The following is a 14,912-nucleotide window of genomic DNA, read 5'->3' as shown; positions in this document are numbered from 1 at the left end:
GAGCCGCTAGAGGCATAATCTCGCGGACTGGAAGATATCGAAAAAAACGATACGCCAGAGGGGGAGCAGACGAGCGCCATGGACGTCAGGCAACTGCGATGTTTCATCGCGGTGGCGGAGGAGCTGCATTTCGGTCGCGCAGCCGAACGGCTTGGACTCGCGCCACCCGCCCTTTCCCGCCAGATCAGCGCATTGGAAGATGGTCTCGGGGTCGCCCTGTTCACGCGCACCACGCGCCAGGTCGCGATGACGCGCGCCGGGCTGATCATGCTGGAAGAGGCCAAGGGCATCCTGGTCAAGATGGAGCACGCCTCGCGCGCCGTACGCGGAGCCTCGCTGGCCTCGGGCAAGATCTTGCGCGTCGGCGCGATCGACGCCGCCTCGTCGAGCTTCGTGCCCGAGGCGCTCGCCTATTTCCGTGAGCAGCATCCCGGCGTCGAGATCAAGTTCGTCGAAGCGATGACGGCCGGGCTGATCCAGATGCTGGAGGCCGGCAAGCTCGATCTCGCGCTGACCCGCCCACCACGCAAGCCCACCGACTGCGCCTTCGAGATCCTGCGTGTCGAGCGGCCGCTCGTCGTCCTGAACGAGCAGCACCCGCTGGCAGCGCGCGAGCACCTGACGATGCTCGACCTCGTCGGCGAACCCTTCATCGTTCCCTCCAAGCGCAGCCGGCCCTTCGCCTATGATCTGGTGATGGCCTATTTCGAGAGCGTCGGGGCCGTGCCCAACGTCTCGATCGAGGCCACCGAAAAGCCCGCGATGATGTCGGCCGTGGCCGCCGGGCTCGGCATGGCGCTGGCGCCCGACTGGGTCTCGCGCCTGAGCTTTCCCGGCGTCACGATGCGCCGCCTGCGCGGTGCGCTGCTCGACCCGCCACCACCAGGCGCGCTGGTCGGCGTCGCCTGGCGGCCGCAGCAGAAACTCAGCCCACGCGACGACTTTCTCGCCATCCTTCGCGAGAGCGTCACCTTGATCGACGAACGGCATGTTTTTCCGTTCGTCATATCGCCACCCAAGATGAAACGCACCGCCCGCGCCGTCGGGTCGTCTACCGGAGGAGCCTGATGAGTTTGAACCCTATCGAACGGGCGCAGGGTCTGCGCATTCGCTCGCAGCAGGACATGGCGGCCGGCCTGTTCATGGTCGCGCTTGGAGTCTTCGCCTTCGTCCTGTCCGGCGACCTGCCTCTCGGTAGCCTTCGCCAGATCGGGCCGGGCATGCTGCCGAAATCCTTCGCGGTGATCTGCGCCGCGTTGGGCCTGATGCTCTCGCTCGCCTCGCTGCGCTACAACGGTGAGAAGCTGACGGGCTGGGCCTGGCGTGGCGTCTTCCTCGTGCTCGGCGGAGCCTGCCTGTTCGGGCTCGCCATTCGTGGCTTCGACATCGGGCCGATCCATATCCCGCAGCTCGGGCTGCTCGTCGCAGGGCCACTGGTCATCCTCGTCTCCGGCCTCGCCGCCGACGACATGAAATGGAAGGAGCTGATCATCTTCGCCATCGCGATGACGACCGCCTGCGCTCTGCTCTTCAAATACGCGCTCAGCCTGCCTATTCCGCTGGCGCCCTGGCTTCTGGGGATCTGACACGATGGACATGATCGCCAATCTCACGCTCGGCTTCGGCGTCGCGCTGTCCCTGCAGAATCTGGCCCTGTGCTTCGCCGGCTGCTTCATCGGCACGCTGATCGGCGTGCTGCCCGGCGTCGGGCCGATCGCCACCATCGCGATCCTGCTGCCGATCACCTTCGGCGTCGATCCCGTCGGCGCGCTGATCATGCTGGCCGGCATCTATTACGGCGCGCAATATGGCGGTTCGACCACCGCGATCCTGGTCAACATCCCGGGCGAGGCGACCTCCGTCGTCACCACGCTGGACGGCCACCAGATGGCCAAGCAGGGCCGCGCCGGCGTCGCGCTCGGCGTCGCCGCGCTCGGCTCCTTCTTCGCCGGCTGCGTCGCGACCCTGTTCATCGCCGCACTCGGCGCGCCCTTGACCAAGCTCGCTTTGCTCTTCGGCCCGGCGGAATATTTCTCGCTGATGGTGATGGGCCTGTGCTTTGCCGTCGTGCTGGCGCGCGGCTCGATCCTCAAGGCCTTCTGCATGATCATGCTGGGCCTGCTGCTCTCGACGGTCGGCACCGACCTCGAAACCGGGCAGGAACGCCTGACCTTCGGCTTCCCGCCGCTCTCGGACGGCATCGACTTCGCCGTGCTCGCCATGGGCGTCTTCGGCTTCGCCGAGGTGCTGCGCAATCTGGAGAACCCCGAGGCGCGCGACGTGGTGAAGGCCAAGATCGGCCGGCTGCTACCGGACTGGAGTGAGATCAAGCAGTCGATCAAACCAGTGCTGCGCGGCACCTTCATCGGCGGCATCCTCGGCATCCTGCCGGGCAATGGCGCGGTGCTTGGCCCCTTCGCGAGCTACACGCTCGAGAAGAAGCTCGCCAAGGATCCCTCGCGCTTCGGGCGTGGCGCGATCGAGGGCGTCGCTGGTCCTGAGTCGGCCAATAACGCCGGCGCGCAGACCGCCTTCATCCCGCTGCTGACGCTCGGCATCCCGCCCAACGCCGTGATGGCGCTGATGGTCGGCGCGATGACCATCCACGGCATCATTCCCGGCCCGCAGGTCATGACCAAGAACCCGGAGCTGTTCTGGGGCATGATCGCCTCGATGTGGATCGGCAACCTGATGCTGGTCATCATCAACCTGCCGCTGGTCGGCGTCTGGGTGAAGCTGCTGCAGGTTCCCTATCGCCTGATGTTCCCGGCGATCCTGATCTTCTGCTGCATCGGCATCTACTCGGTGAACAACCAGCCGGTGGACGTCGCCTTCACCGCGATGTTCGGCCTGTTCGGCTACCTCTTGATCAAGCTCGGCTTCGAGCCGGCGCCGATGCTGCTCGGCTTCGTTCTGGGCAAGCTGCTCGAGGAGAAGATGCGCCAGGCGCTGATCATCTCGCGCGGCTCGTTCATGACCTTCATCGAGCGGCCGATCTCGGCCGGCCTGCTGATCGTCGCCGTGGTGGTCCTGGCGATCGCGCTGCTGCCTTCGATCTCGAAGAAGCGCGACGAGGTCTTCACCGAATGACGGGGTTGCTGGAACGGAGCTTTCCATCCAGCGTTCACAAAAAGCATTCCAAGGGAGGATCATCCATGAAGAAACTGACACTTGGCCGGACACTTGGCCTGGCGGCCGCCATCACCATGGCGTTCGCCGGCAGTGCCCAGGCGCAAACCTATCCGACGCGCCCGGTCACCATGATCGTGCCGTTCGCCGCCGGCGGGCCGACCGACATCATCGCGCGCATCGTCGCCGACCACATGTCGAAGACGCTCGGCCAGCAGCTGGTGATCGAGAACGTCGCCGGCGCCGGCGGCACCACCGGCATCACCCGCGCGGTCACGGCTGCGCCCGACGGCTACACCATCGCGATGGGCCATCTGGGCACGTTCTCGGCTGCGCCTGCGACCTATCCCGGCCTGAAATACGACCCGATCAACGGCATGCAGACCATCGGGCTGGCCGGCGGCACGCCGATCCTGATCGTCGCCCGCAAGAATTTCGAGCCGAAGGACCTGAAGGAGTTCGTGACCTATGTGAAGGCGAACTCCGAGAAGGTGAACGAGGCCCATGCCGGCCTCGGCTCCGTCTCCTGGACGACCTGCACACTGCTGAAGGCGCAGCTCGGCGTGCCGAAGATCAACGCCGTCGCCTATCGCGGCACCGGGCCGGCGCTGAACGATCTCGTCTCCGGCCAGATCGACTTCATGTGCGACCAGATCGTCAGCGTCTCCGAACAGGTAAAGGCCGGCAACATCAAGGCCTATGCGATCGCCTCGAAGCAGCGCTCCCCGGCCCTGCCCAACGTTCCCACCACTGCGGAAGCCGGGCTGCCGGAGTACCAGATCGAGGCCTGGAACGGCATCGCCGCTCCCAAGGGCCTGCCCAAGGACGTCGTCGACCGGCTGGTCGCCGCCCTCGACAAGGCGCTGAACGACGAAGGCACCAAGAAGCGCCTGCTCGAACTGGGCACCGTGCTGCCAACCGCCGAGGAGCGCACCCCGGCCGGTTTCGCCGCCCTGATCAAGCGCGACGCCGACAAGCTCAGCCCAGCCTTGTCAGCCGCGCCGAAATAACGGCCGAGAACACGCAAGCTACGAAACGGCGGATCTCCGGATCCGCCGTTTTTCGTTCGGACCAGCGCCGGCTCGCAGGGGGGCCTGAGCGCTGAGCGCTGCCGATTCCGTGGGGCCGCCAATCCCCGTGAACCCCGGGACGCATTGATATCATGGCGCTTTCGCCATGCCGGTTGCGAATATTCACATGTTGTTACCCAGATTTTTCGGAACCCGCGCCAGCGCCAGCCCGTTTCCTTCCCGGACGTTCTCTTGGAAGGAGAAAAACCATGCTTAAGAAACTTGCTCTTATCGCTGCGATCGCCGTCACTCCCGCGGTCGCTTTTGCCCAAAATCCGCAGGGCGCCACGGGCGGCGCTGTCAGCGGCGGCACCACGGGTGCGGTCGGCGGAGCCATCGTCGGCGGCCCGGTCGGCGCGGTCGTCGGCGGTGTCGGCGGCGCCGTGGTCGGCGCGATCATCGGCGATCAGACGCCTCGCTTCCGGCAATATGTCGTCGAGCAACGCGTCCCGTCCTACACCTATGAGGAACCGGTCACGGTCGGCACGGTCCTCCCGGCCGATGGCGTGGTCTATCGCGAGGTTCCGCGCGAATATATTCCGCGTGAATATGCCGAGACCGGCTACCGCTACACGGTCGTGAACCAGCGCCCTGTCCTGGTCGACCCGCGGTCCCGCCGCGTCGTGCAGATCATCGAATAACGTAGTGCGATCCGCTGGACGGTCGCGCCATTACCGGCCTGATCGTCATGCCGGATCGTCGGCCCGCCCCGGAAACGGGGCGGGCCATTTTCATATCTCAGAGCATCGTCGGCTTTATCGCGTGCCGAACATCCGGTCGCCGGCATCGCCCAGGCCCGGCACGATATAGCCGTGCTCGTTCAGCTTCTCATCGATCGCCGCCGTCCAGATGCGGACATCGGGATGGGCGCCACGAAACCGTTCGATGCCTTCGGGCGCCGCCAGCAGGCAGACGAAGCGCAGATCCTTGGCACCGCGCTCCTTCAACCGGTCGATCGCCGCGACCGCCGAATTGGCCGTCGCCAGCATCGGGTCCATCACCACCACCATGCGCTCGGCGATGTCGGAAGGGGCCTTGAAATAGTACTCGACCGCCTGGAGCGTGTTGGGATCGCGATAGAGCCCGATATGGGCGACGCGGGCGGCAGGCACCAGCTCTAGCATGCCGTCGAGGAAGCCGACGCCGGCCCGCAGGATCGGCGCGAAGACCATCTTCTTGCCGGCGATGATCGGCTGCATCGATTTCGTCAGCGGCGTCTCGATCTCCGTCATCTCCATCGGCAGATCGCGCGTGACCTCGTAGCAGAGCAGCATGCCGATCTCGTTGAGGAGCTGGCGGAAGCTCTTGGTCGAGCGGTCCTTCTCCCGCATCAGCGTCAGCTTGTGCCGCACCAGCGGGTGGTCGACGACGGTGACGCCGTCCGAGATCGTGGTCATTCCGTGTGCCCCTATTGCCTCGTCTCAAGCCGTCATTGCGAGCGTAGCGAAGCAATCCAGAGCGGCCGTGCTCTACGACTCCTGGATTGCTTCGCTACGCTCGCAATGACGACTCCCTCGTTCAAAATACGGTGCCGTCGCTGATGATCGTCAAGGGCGGACCGCCATCCCCGCGCTTCTCGCGGGCGATGCGCCGGCCGGCGGCCCAGGTGCCGCCCTCCAGCACCTTGGCCAGCGGCAGCTCCTCGGCCGTGCGCCCCAAGCGCTTGCGGATCAGCATTCCGATCTCGTCGAGCAGCGCCACGGTCAGCGCGCGCCATTCCACGACCAGAGCCGAGCCGACCTCATGGGCGCGCGTCGCATCGCCCGCGTCCTTCAGCGCGATCACGCCGCAATCGAGGAACAGCCCGCCATTGCGATATTCGGGCAGGCCGGTCAGGTCATCGATGTCGATGACCGCGATCCCGGCCCATTGCAAGGGCTCGATCAGCGAATAGGACAGCCATTGCGAGAGCTTGTGGAAGGGCACGAGCCCGGCTGTCGGCTCGGCCTCCGCGATCAGCGGATGCCGCCAGGTATCGCCCAGCGCGACGCCGGCGACCGTCAGGCGCGACGGCCAGATGCCGCCGAAGGTGGAGAGAACCTCCGTCAGGATATGCCCGGCCCGCAATGTCCCGGTCTCGGCCGCGCTGACGAGCCGGTCGAACAGATCGCCGGGACGCTTCAGGCCCTGACGCTCCAGCTCCTCGCCTAGACGATTCATCAAGGCCGCGCGGCCCTCGACCGCGAGCAGCGGATTGCCGGGCCCCGCCTGGAAGCCCTGCGCCAGTGCTGCGCCATCGAGCCGCTTCAGCGCGGCCGCATCGACACGCAGCGGCTCAGCCTGGTCGCTGGAGAACAGGCCGGCCGCGAACATGTCGAGCGAGGCCAGCGCCAGCCCCTCGGACCGGCCGATCGACTGCCCCGAGACCGCATCGCGATAACGCCAATCCGGCCCGGCTCCTGCATCGAGCAGCACGCTGACCACGGCGAGGTCATAGGCCGCGCGACCGCGCGCCATGGCGTCAGGAAAATGCGCGGTCAGGTCGAGCACGCTCCAGCGGTCGACGCCGGCCACGCTGAAATGCCGCCAGCGGGCGTGGAACGGGATGTCGAGCGTCGGATAATTCGCCTTGATCGTGTCGAGGACATAGTCGGCGCAGGCGTCGAGCCGCGTCGCAGCGACGCTGAAATGCAGGAGCTTGCCGGCCAGGCCGAGCTCCAGCATCTCCTGCGCGCGGGCGCGGACGGCGGCAGGCTTGAGCAAGGCGCGGACGGCGTCCGTATTCTGGTCAGACATGAAGCGGCTCAGAACTTGTCGAGATCGCGACCCACCGTCGCCTTCAGGGCGTTGTCGCCGGGCGCGCCGTCGGGCGAGTAATAGCCCGCTGCCTTCTTGGCCTCGATCTCGACCGAGGCGTCGGGCGGAACGAGCTCGGGCGGGATCGCGACGCGCTCGCCGATCTCGATGCCGCTCTCGACCATGGCATCGTATTTCATGTTCGACATCGACATCAACCGGTCGATCCTGGTGACGCCGAGCCAGTGCAGCACGTCGGGCATCAATTGCTGGAAGCGGGCGTCCTGGACGCCGGCGACGCATTCGGTGCGCTCGAAATAGGTCGCGGCGGAATCGCCGCCCTCCTGGCGCTTGCGGGCGTTGTAGACGAGGAATTTCGTGACCTCGCCCAGCGCCCGGCCCTCCTTGCGGTTATAGACGATCAGGCCGACGCCGCCGCCCTGCGCCTCTTTCACCGCCTCCTCGATGCCATGCACGAGATAGGGCCGACAGGTGCAGATGTCCGAACCGAAGACGTCCGAGCCGTTGCACTCGTCATGGACGCGGCAGGCGACGCTGCGCTTGGGGTCGGTGATCGCGGAGACCTCGCCGATGATGTAGCAGGTGATCGAGCCGATCGGCGGCAGGAAGACGCGCAGATCAGGCCGTGTCACCAGTTCTGGATACATGCCGCCGGTCTGCTCGAAGAGCGTGCGACGCAATTCCTGCTCGCTGGTGCCGAAGCGTTCGGCGATGCCCGGCAGATGCCATACCGGGTCGATCGCGATCTTTGTGACGCTGATATCGCCGGATTTGTGCAGGATGTGCTCATCGGGGCTGAGCCTGTGTCCCGCCATCGCGGCGAGGATTTCGGGCAAATTGAGCCTCGCCTTGGTGATGGCGATGGTCGGGCGGATGTCGATGCCCTCGCCGATCCACTGGCCGAAATCCTGCGCGACGCGGTGGCCGAACGGGTCCATCGAGACGATCCGGCCAGGTGCGAACCATTGCGGCTGCGGCGGGATCTCGGCTGTCGGATAGGTGTTGGTCAGGTCTGGGCGCTGCGAGGGGTTCATGGCGCGGGCCGAAATGGCGAGCGCGCGATAGACCGAATAAGAGCCGCCATGGGCGCCGATGACGTTGCGGTCTCCCGGCGCCGTGGTCGAGGCGATGACCGGGCCGCGCTCAGCCGGACTGGCCGCGCCCCATTGAATGGGAAAGCGCGTCGCGGCGTTGCCGGGCTCAGGATGCGAGGTCAGGCGGATATGCGTCGTGCGGTTCTGCGAGTTCATCGCGGGTATCGCCCTGCAAATAGGAAAGGGCCCCGGGACGCGATGCGTCCGGGGCCCTCTGGACCTATGAAAATGTGGCTCAACGCAAGCGCGGCGTCAATCGGGGCCATCGCGCTTGCCGTCATGGTCGGGTTTGTCCCGGCCATCCACGCCTTCGCCGGTCGAGCTCCGTGGTCAAGACGTGGATGCTCGCCACGAGGGCGAGCATGACGGGCAGAGCCGATCAGAAAATGGCGAGGTAGCGCAGCAGCGAGATGATACCGATGACGATGACGATGATCTGGACGACGTTCTTGATCTGAGCATCGAGCGGCAGCATGCGCACGAGATAGAGCACGAGGCCGATGACGAGCACCGTGATGAGCAGCGAAATCAGGATGGACATATGCGAAGTCCCTTGTCGCGGCCGGAAACTGGCCCCCCAGGGCCCGTGCCACGACGCATTCGCGCCACGTCAGCCCCGATGACAGAACGTCGCAGGGTGGGAATAGGTTCCCGAGCGCGTGGCGGAGCGCGCCTATCCGCTGCGGTGTTTCGACCGAGCGCGGGGAACCCCTCTCCCGGATGGGAGAGGGGCAGGGGTGAGGGTGTGCCGTTGATTGTTCGAGCGCTGGCGGTCCATCATCCTCCACCATGACAACCGAGCAACGCCACTTCGCCAGACGCTTGCGCACGCAAGCGACCGAGCCTGAGGACATCGTCTGGGGTCTGTTGCGCAATCGCCGGCTCGACGGCCTTAAGTTCCGTAGGCAAGTACCGCTGCTGGGCTACACCGTCGATTTCCTCTGCGTGGAGCGCAGGCTGATCGTCGAGATCGATGGCCGGCAGCATGCTTTCGAGCGTGACTACGATGCTGCCCGCACGCGGGAGATCGAGCGACACGGCTTCACCCTGCTGCGTTTCAGCAATGCACAGGTCTGCGATGAGCGCGACGCAGTTGTGGCGGCGATCCGTCAAGCTACGAGCTGACCGGAGAGTTCTACTCTTCTCCCTGATGAGGGCTGGCGGCCAAACCAGGTAGTGTGCAGGGAGTTCTGCAAAATCTGAGGTTGGCCATGGCAGGTTGGTGATGTTCGACGTCACCTCACTCCAGCCGGAGCCCCACCATGACCAGAAGCGAGGCTAAGCCCGCGATTGCCGCCGTGAAAGAGCTTTTCTCGCAGCACCCTGATGGTTTGCGCGATGTCGTCAGAGCCGTGCTGCAGGAGGTTCTTGAATCAGAGATGACCGAGGCCGTGGGAGCGGCGAAGGGCGAGCGTAGCGAGGGCCGCCTCGGCTATCGTTCGGGCTCCTATGGCCGCACGCTGGTGACACGTGTCGGCAAGCTCGAGCTGCGTGTGCCGCAGGATCGGGACGGGCGTTTCTCGACCGAGCTGTTCGAGCGCTACCAGCGCTCGGAGCGGGCCTTGGTGGCGACCTTGGCGGAGATGTATGTGCAGGGCGTCTCGACGCGGAAGGTCAAGGCGATCACCGAGGAGCTGTGCGGCCACGCCTTCTCGGCCTCGGCGATCAGCGCGATCAACAAACGCCTCGACGAGAGCCTGAAGGCCTTTGCCGAGCGCCTGCTGGCCGAACCCTTCCCCTATCTGATCCTCGACGCACGCTACGAGAAGGTGCGCGAGGCCGGCGTCGTCATGAGCCAGGCCGTGCTGATTGCGGTCGGCATCGACTGGGACGGGCGGCGCCAGATCCTCGCCGTCGAGATGGCCAACCGCGAGAGCCGTTCAGCTTGGCGCGACTTCCTCGTCGGCCTCAAGGCGCGCGGCCTCAAGGGCGTCGAGTTCGTCGTCTCCGATGATCACCCCGGCCTGGTCAAGGCGATCGGCGAGGTCCTGCCCGAGGCGGCCTGGCAGCGCTGCTATGTCCACTTCCTGCGCAATGCGCTTGACCATCTGCCGCGCAAGCACGCCGACGACTGCCTCCAGGAGCTGCGCTGGATCTATGATCGCCGCGATCTCGCCGAGGCCAAGGCCGATCTCGCCGCATGGCTGGCCAAATGGTCGTCGCGCTATCCGCGCCTGACCGGCTGGGCCGAGGATGCCATCGAGCAGACCCTGACCTTCTTCAGGCTGCCGAGGCAGCACCACAAGCACCTCAAGAGCACCAACATGCTCGAACGCCTCAACGAGGAAATCCGCCGAAGGACCTATGTCGTGCGCATCTTCCCCAACACAGAAAGCTGCCTGCGCCTCGTGCGCGCGCTCGCCGTCGAAACCCACGAAAACTGGATGGAGGCAAACCGATACCTCAACATGGACGACCTCAGAGAGCACAAGAAAACCGCCCTCAGACAAGCCGCATGACCGCCGTCACAGCCAACCCATTTTGCAGAACTTGACGCACACAACCCCAAACCAAAAGGCGCAGCGGCGCGGTCGCGCCTCAATAACCAGCGGCACACCCTCACCCCTGCCCCTCTCCCATCCGGGAGAGGGGTTCCCCGGGCCCTATCCCGAAATACGCCCGAAATCCGCCACCGCGCGGGTTGCTTCGCGGAGCTGGTTGAGCAGCTTCAGGCGGTTGATGCGCAGCGCCGGGTCGGGATCGTTGACCGTGACCTGGTCGAAGAAGGCGTCGACCGCCGGGCGCAATTCGGCCAGCGCCGCCATCGCGCCCTCATAGTCTTCCTTCGCCACGGCAGCGGCGGCTGCAGGGGTGGCGTTCGCCAAAGCGACGGCCAGCGCCTTCTCCTCGATCAGGCCGGCGCCTGCGATCAACTGCAGGTCGGCCGCCCCGGCGAAGGCGCCCTCGCCATCCTTCTTCTCCTCGGCCTTGAGGATATTGGCGGCGCGCTTGTAGCCGGCGAGCAGGCTCTTGCCGTCCTGCGTCTCGAGGAAGCGAGCGAGCGCCGCGACGCGATGAGTGATGAGCAGGAGGTCGTCGCTTCCTTCTCCCCTTGGGGGAGAAGGTGTCTGCGAAGCAGACGGATGAGGGAAGGACGAGCCTGACGTCCCCTCATCCGTCATCGCTGACGCGATGCCACCTTCCCCCCCGAGAGGGGAAGGTGAGCCAGCGAGCACGGCGTCGACCAGATCATGCCGCGCGCCCTGGTCGCGCAGCATGACTTTGAGGCGATCGTGGAAGAAGGAGAGGAGGTCGACGACAGAGTCCATCTCGTCCGGCTGAGCCGACGCACCAAGTCTCAGTCGATTGCCAATCTCTGTGGCTTCGGAAGCGAGCGTAGCGAGGCGCAGCGCCGTTTCGCGATTTTCGCTCGCGTGCCCGCCCGCGTGTCTCCTCTGCTCGGCGACATTCGCGTGGACACGAGAAAAGCGGAGCGGGCCCAGAAGTACCGTGGCCAACTTGAGTCGCACCCCATTCTCAACCACCAGCCGGATCACCCCCAGCGCCGCTCTGCGCAGCGCATAAGGGTCCTTGCTTCCGGTCGGCTTCTCGTCGATCGCCCAGAAGCCGACCAGCGTGTCGAGCTTGTCGGCGAGCGCCACAGCGACCGAAACTGGATCGGTCGGGACACGGTCGGAGGGGCCGAGCGGCTTGTAGTGCTCCTCGATCGCGGCGCAGACGCTGGGATGCTCGCCCTGGAGTTCCGCATATTTGCGGCCCATCAAACCCTGCAATTCCGGGAACTCGCCGACCATTTCGGTCGGCAGGTCGGCCTTGGCGAGCTTTGCCGCGCGCTCAGTGAGGTCCGGATCGGCCCCGACGATCGGCGCGAGCTCGCGCGCCAGCGCCGCGATGCGCTGGACGCGCTCGCCTTGCGTGCCGAGTTTTGCGTGGAAGACGACGCCGAGCTTGTCGAGCTTGGCCATGCGCTGGTCGAGCGGCTTGGCCAGCTTGAGATCGAGCTTCTCGGCGCTCTCCTTCAGCGTGGCGAGATCGGGCAGATCGCCCTTATCGGTCGCGAAGAAATAGGCGGCGTCGGAGAGGCGGGCGCGCACGACGCGCTCATTGCCGGCGGTGATGACCTTGCCGCCATCGCTGGCGAGGAGATTCGCGGTCAGCAGGAAGCGGTTGGCGAGCTTTCCTTCTCCCCCACCAATGTCGGCCGTTGCCGATATTGGCCCCTTAGATTGTCCATCTCGAGCAAGCCCGAGATGGTTGGGAGAAGGTGTCTGCGAAGCAGACGGATGAGGGAAAGACGAGCCTGACGTCCCCTCATCCGTCATCGCTGACGCGATGCCACCTTCCCCCCCGAGGGGGGAAGGAGAACTGAGCACGAAGCACTTCTGGTTCGTTCGGATCGTCGCCCGGATCGCCTCGCCAGGAATCTCCAGGAAGCGCTCCTCGAAGGAGCCCATCAGCACGACAGGCCATTCGACCAGACCCGCGACCTCCTCCAGCAAACCCTCATCCTCGACCAGTTCGAGGCCCTGCGCGAAGGCGAGCGTGCGGGCGTCGTTGAGGATGATCTCCTTGCGCCGGTCGGCATCGAGCACGACCTTCGCCTTGTCCAACGACGAAACGTAATCGTCGAAACGCTTGACGGGAATCGCGCCCGGCGCATGGAAGCGGTGGCCGTAAGTGATGTTGGAGGACGCGATGCCGTCAACCTCGAAGGGAACCACCTCCGGCTCCTCGGTCTCGGCCCCGAAGGTGCAGAGAATCGAGTGCAGCGGGCGCACCCAGCGCAGGCTCGCGCCAGCCGCCGACGCCGCGCCCCAGCGCATCGATTTCGGCCAGGGGAAGCTGCGGATCACGGCGGGCACGATCTCGGCGATGGCCGCAACCGTCTCCTGCCCCGGCTTCTCGATGATGGCGACGTAGCTGTCGCCCTTTTTTGGGTCGCTGATGATCGTCGCCTGATCGAGCGAGGTAAGCCCAGCTGCCTTGAGGAAGCCCAGGATCGCGGCCTCGGGCGCGCCGACGCGCGGCCCCTTGCGCTCCTCGCGGACATCGCGGCCGCGCACCGGCAGGCCGGCGATGTGGAGCGCGAGCCGGCGCGGCGTGGCGAAGGCTTTCGCGCCCTCATAGACGAGGCCGCGCTCGACCAGCGCATCGGTGACGAGCTTCCGCAGATCGTCGGCCGCCTTGCGCTGCATGCGGGCGGGGATCTCTTCGGAGAAGAGTTCGAGCAGGAGATCAGGCATTAGTTCGCTCCCCCGCCGGCGGTCTTCAGCCAGGCGGCGCCGCAGGCTTTCGCCAGTTCGCGGACACGCAGGATGTAGCTCTGGCGCTCGGTGACCGAGATCACGCCGCGCGCATCGAGCAGATTGAAGCTGTGGCCGGCCTTGAGGCATTGGTCATAGGCCGGCTGGACCATGAGATGGCGCTCGCCGCTTTCGCCCTTTTCGAGCAGGGCGCGGCATTCGGCCTCGGCCTCGGCGAAGCGCCGGAACAAAGCGGCCGTATCGGCATGCTCGAAATTATAGCGCGAATATTCCTGCTCGGCCTGGAGGAAGACCTCGCGATAGGTGACCTTCGCGTCGCCTTCGAGCCCGTTGAAATTGAGCTCCATGATGCTCTCGACATTCTGCAGATAGCAGGCGAGGCGTTCGAGGCCGTAGGTCAGCTCGCCCGAGACAGGTGCGCATTCGATGCCGGCGACCTGCTGGAAATAGGTGAACTGGCTCACCTCCATGCCGTCGCACCAGCATTCCCAGCCCAGCCCCCAGGCGCCGAGCGTCGGGTTCTCCCAATCATCCTCGACGAAGCGGATGTCGTGCAGCTGCATGTCGATGCCGATCGCCTCGAGCGACTGCAGATAGAGCTCCTGCAGGTTCGGCGGGTTCGGCTTCAGGATGACCTGGAACTGGTAGTAATGCTGCAGCCGGTTCGGGTTCTCGCCATAGCGTCCGTCCTTGGGCCGGCGCGAGGGCTGGACATAAGCCGCGCGCCAGGGCCTCGGCCCAAGCGAGCGCAGCATCGTGCCGGGATGGGAGGTGCCGGCGCCGACCTCCATGTCATAGGGCTGGAGGATGACGCAGCCGCGCTCGGCCCAGAAGCGCTGCAGGGTCAGGAGCAGCCCCTGGAAGGAGCGGGTCGGGTTCATCGCATCGGGCAGAGTGGCAGAAACAGCCAAGGCTTGGGCCTTCCGAAAGATCGTGGATCGGCGCGTGCATAGACCATGATCCGGGAAAGTGGAATGCGGTTTTCGCGCGGGTTTTGACCTAACTCATTGGCGAAAGACGGATTCGCCGGCTAAAATCTTTTGGCTTGCCCCGATTTGGCTATCGAATCCGTTGCGCCGCCCCCGCTTGATGCTGGAACTTCGACAGACAGCTTTCGTTCATGCAGGAGGAGCTAGCATTTCTTTGCCCGTAGGGTTCGCGGCGTTCGGGGCGAGCGCTTGATGTCGAACCGGCGGGGTCGTTTCGTAGGAGAAGCCCATGTCGTCATCGCGTATGCCGTCATCCCGTATCGTCGCTGCGCTGTTCGGCGCGCTTGGCCTCACCGTCGCAGCCTTCACAATCGCACCGGCGATGGCCGCTCCTGTCTCGGCAGGCACGGCGCAAACCATGCCGGCGCAAGGCGACCTCATCCAGCAGGCACAGTATTACGGCCCGCGGCGCCATTATGGACCGCGTCGCTTCTATGGCCGCCCGGTCTATCGCCCGCGCTGCTTCTTCACCAACAGGCGCGTCTGGACCGGCTATGGCTGGGTCGTCCGCCCCGTGCGCGTCTGCCGCTGAGCCGCCGAAATGTGGCCGTTCTCTGGCCGCAGGATGAAAACAGGCTGAACGACGCGGTTCTGTGCCGTTCAGCTCCAACGCAGTACCTTTCATTCGAAGACGGCGACCGACCATGC

14 protein-coding genes are annotated in these 14,912 nt (G+C 65.5%); 8 read left to right on the top strand and 6 right to left on the bottom strand.

The genetic code is table 11. The annotated features are described in order from the left end of the window. The first annotated feature begins 78 nt into the window (after positions 1 to 78). The 5 genes from BHK69_RS11295 (at position 79) to BHK69_RS11275 (ending at position 4,840) form a co-directional block, all read left to right on the top strand. A complete protein-coding gene (locus tag BHK69_RS11295; RefSeq protein WP_069690189.1) occupies positions 79 to 1,068 on the top strand; it encodes a LysR family transcriptional regulator in 990 nt (329 codons plus the stop codon). Then, positions 1,068 to 1,586, top strand: a complete 519-nt coding sequence (locus BHK69_RS11290; protein ID WP_069690188.1) for a tripartite tricarboxylate transporter TctB family protein — start codon at positions 1,068 to 1,070, stop codon at positions 1,584 to 1,586. Before BHK69_RS11295 ends, BHK69_RS11290 begins: the two co-directional genes overlap by 1 nt. A 4-nt stretch (positions 1,587 to 1,590) precedes the next feature. Beyond that, positions 1,591 to 3,090 (top strand): tripartite tricarboxylate transporter permease, encoded by a 1,500-nt coding sequence (locus BHK69_RS11285; RefSeq protein WP_069690187.1) that lies wholly within the window; start codon positions 1,591 to 1,593, stop codon positions 3,088 to 3,090. A 65-nt stretch (positions 3,091 to 3,155) separates the two neighbouring features. Beyond that, positions 3,156 to 4,139 (top strand): tripartite tricarboxylate transporter substrate-binding protein, encoded by a 984-nt coding sequence (locus BHK69_RS11280; protein WP_069690186.1) that lies wholly within the window; start codon positions 3,156 to 3,158, stop codon positions 4,137 to 4,139. A 269-nt stretch (positions 4,140 to 4,408) separates the two neighbouring features. After that, positions 4,409 to 4,840, top strand: coding sequence for a DUF1236 domain-containing protein (locus BHK69_RS11275; RefSeq protein ID WP_069690185.1), 432 nt, complete (start codon positions 4,409 to 4,411; stop codon positions 4,838 to 4,840). 114 nt (positions 4,841 to 4,954) lie between these two features. On the opposite strand, the gene upp is transcribed toward BHK69_RS11275, so the two are convergent. From upp to BHK69_RS32865, 4 genes are all read right to left on the bottom strand, one after another. Beyond that, the gene (gene upp, locus BHK69_RS11270) at positions 4,955 to 5,596 is read right to left on the bottom strand and encodes a uracil phosphoribosyltransferase (protein ID WP_069690184.1); all 642 of its coding nucleotides are present in this window, start codon (positions 5,594 to 5,596) and stop codon (positions 4,955 to 4,957) included. Between the two features lie 121 nt (positions 5,597 to 5,717). Further along, positions 5,718 to 6,935, bottom strand: coding sequence for a URC4/urg3 family protein (locus BHK69_RS11265; protein ID WP_069690183.1), 1,218 nt, complete (start codon positions 6,933 to 6,935; stop codon positions 5,718 to 5,720). A gap of 8 nt (positions 6,936 to 6,943) precedes the next feature. Next, a complete protein-coding gene (locus tag BHK69_RS11260; protein WP_069690182.1) occupies positions 6,944 to 8,206 on the bottom strand; it encodes a GTP cyclohydrolase II in 1,263 nt (420 codons plus the stop codon). 223 nt (positions 8,207 to 8,429) lie between these two features. Continuing rightward, entirely contained in the window at positions 8,430 to 8,591 is a 162-nt protein-coding gene (locus BHK69_RS32865) for a Thivi_2564 family membrane protein (RefSeq protein ID WP_092169472.1), read from the bottom strand. Between the two features lie 248 nt (positions 8,592 to 8,839). Here BHK69_RS32865 and BHK69_RS11255 point away from each other — a divergent pair, with 248 nt between their 5' ends. Both BHK69_RS11255 and BHK69_RS11250 read left to right on the top strand, forming a co-directional pair. After that, a complete protein-coding gene (locus BHK69_RS11255; protein ID WP_069690181.1) occupies positions 8,840 to 9,175 on the top strand; it encodes an endonuclease domain-containing protein in 336 nt (111 codons plus the stop codon). 137 nt (positions 9,176 to 9,312) lie between these two features. After that, positions 9,313 to 10,509: an IS256 family transposase gene (locus BHK69_RS11250; protein ID WP_069688908.1), complete on the top strand. Its 1,197-nt coding sequence runs from the start codon at positions 9,313 to 9,315 to the stop codon at positions 10,507 to 10,509. A gap of 144 nt (positions 10,510 to 10,653) precedes the next feature. Here BHK69_RS11250 and BHK69_RS11245 read toward each other — a convergent pair whose 3' ends face one another. Both BHK69_RS11245 and BHK69_RS11240 read right to left on the bottom strand, forming a co-directional pair. After that, complete coding sequence (locus tag BHK69_RS11245; protein ID WP_069690180.1) at positions 10,654 to 13,254, bottom strand: glycine--tRNA ligase subunit beta; 2,601 nt, start codon at positions 13,252 to 13,254, stop codon at positions 10,654 to 10,656. Continuing rightward, positions 13,254 to 14,156, bottom strand: a complete 903-nt coding sequence (locus BHK69_RS11240; RefSeq protein ID WP_425285566.1) for a glycine--tRNA ligase subunit alpha — start codon at positions 14,154 to 14,156, stop codon at positions 13,254 to 13,256. Before BHK69_RS11240 ends, BHK69_RS11245 begins: the two co-directional genes overlap by 1 nt. Positions 14,157 to 14,493: 337 nt before the next feature. Here BHK69_RS11240 and BHK69_RS11235 point away from each other — a divergent pair, with 337 nt between their 5' ends. Beyond that, positions 14,494 to 14,796, top strand: coding sequence for a hypothetical protein (locus tag BHK69_RS11235; protein ID WP_244548472.1), 303 nt, complete (start codon positions 14,494 to 14,496; stop codon positions 14,794 to 14,796). Positions 14,797 to 14,912: the final 116 nt, after the last annotated feature.

The organism is Bosea vaviloviae (assembly GCF_001741865.1).
GTDB lineage: Bacteria > Pseudomonadota > Alphaproteobacteria > Rhizobiales > Beijerinckiaceae > Allobosea > Allobosea vaviloviae.
The sequence above is the reverse complement of the archived record's forward strand: the minus strand, read 5'-3'. Positions and strand labels throughout refer to the sequence as shown.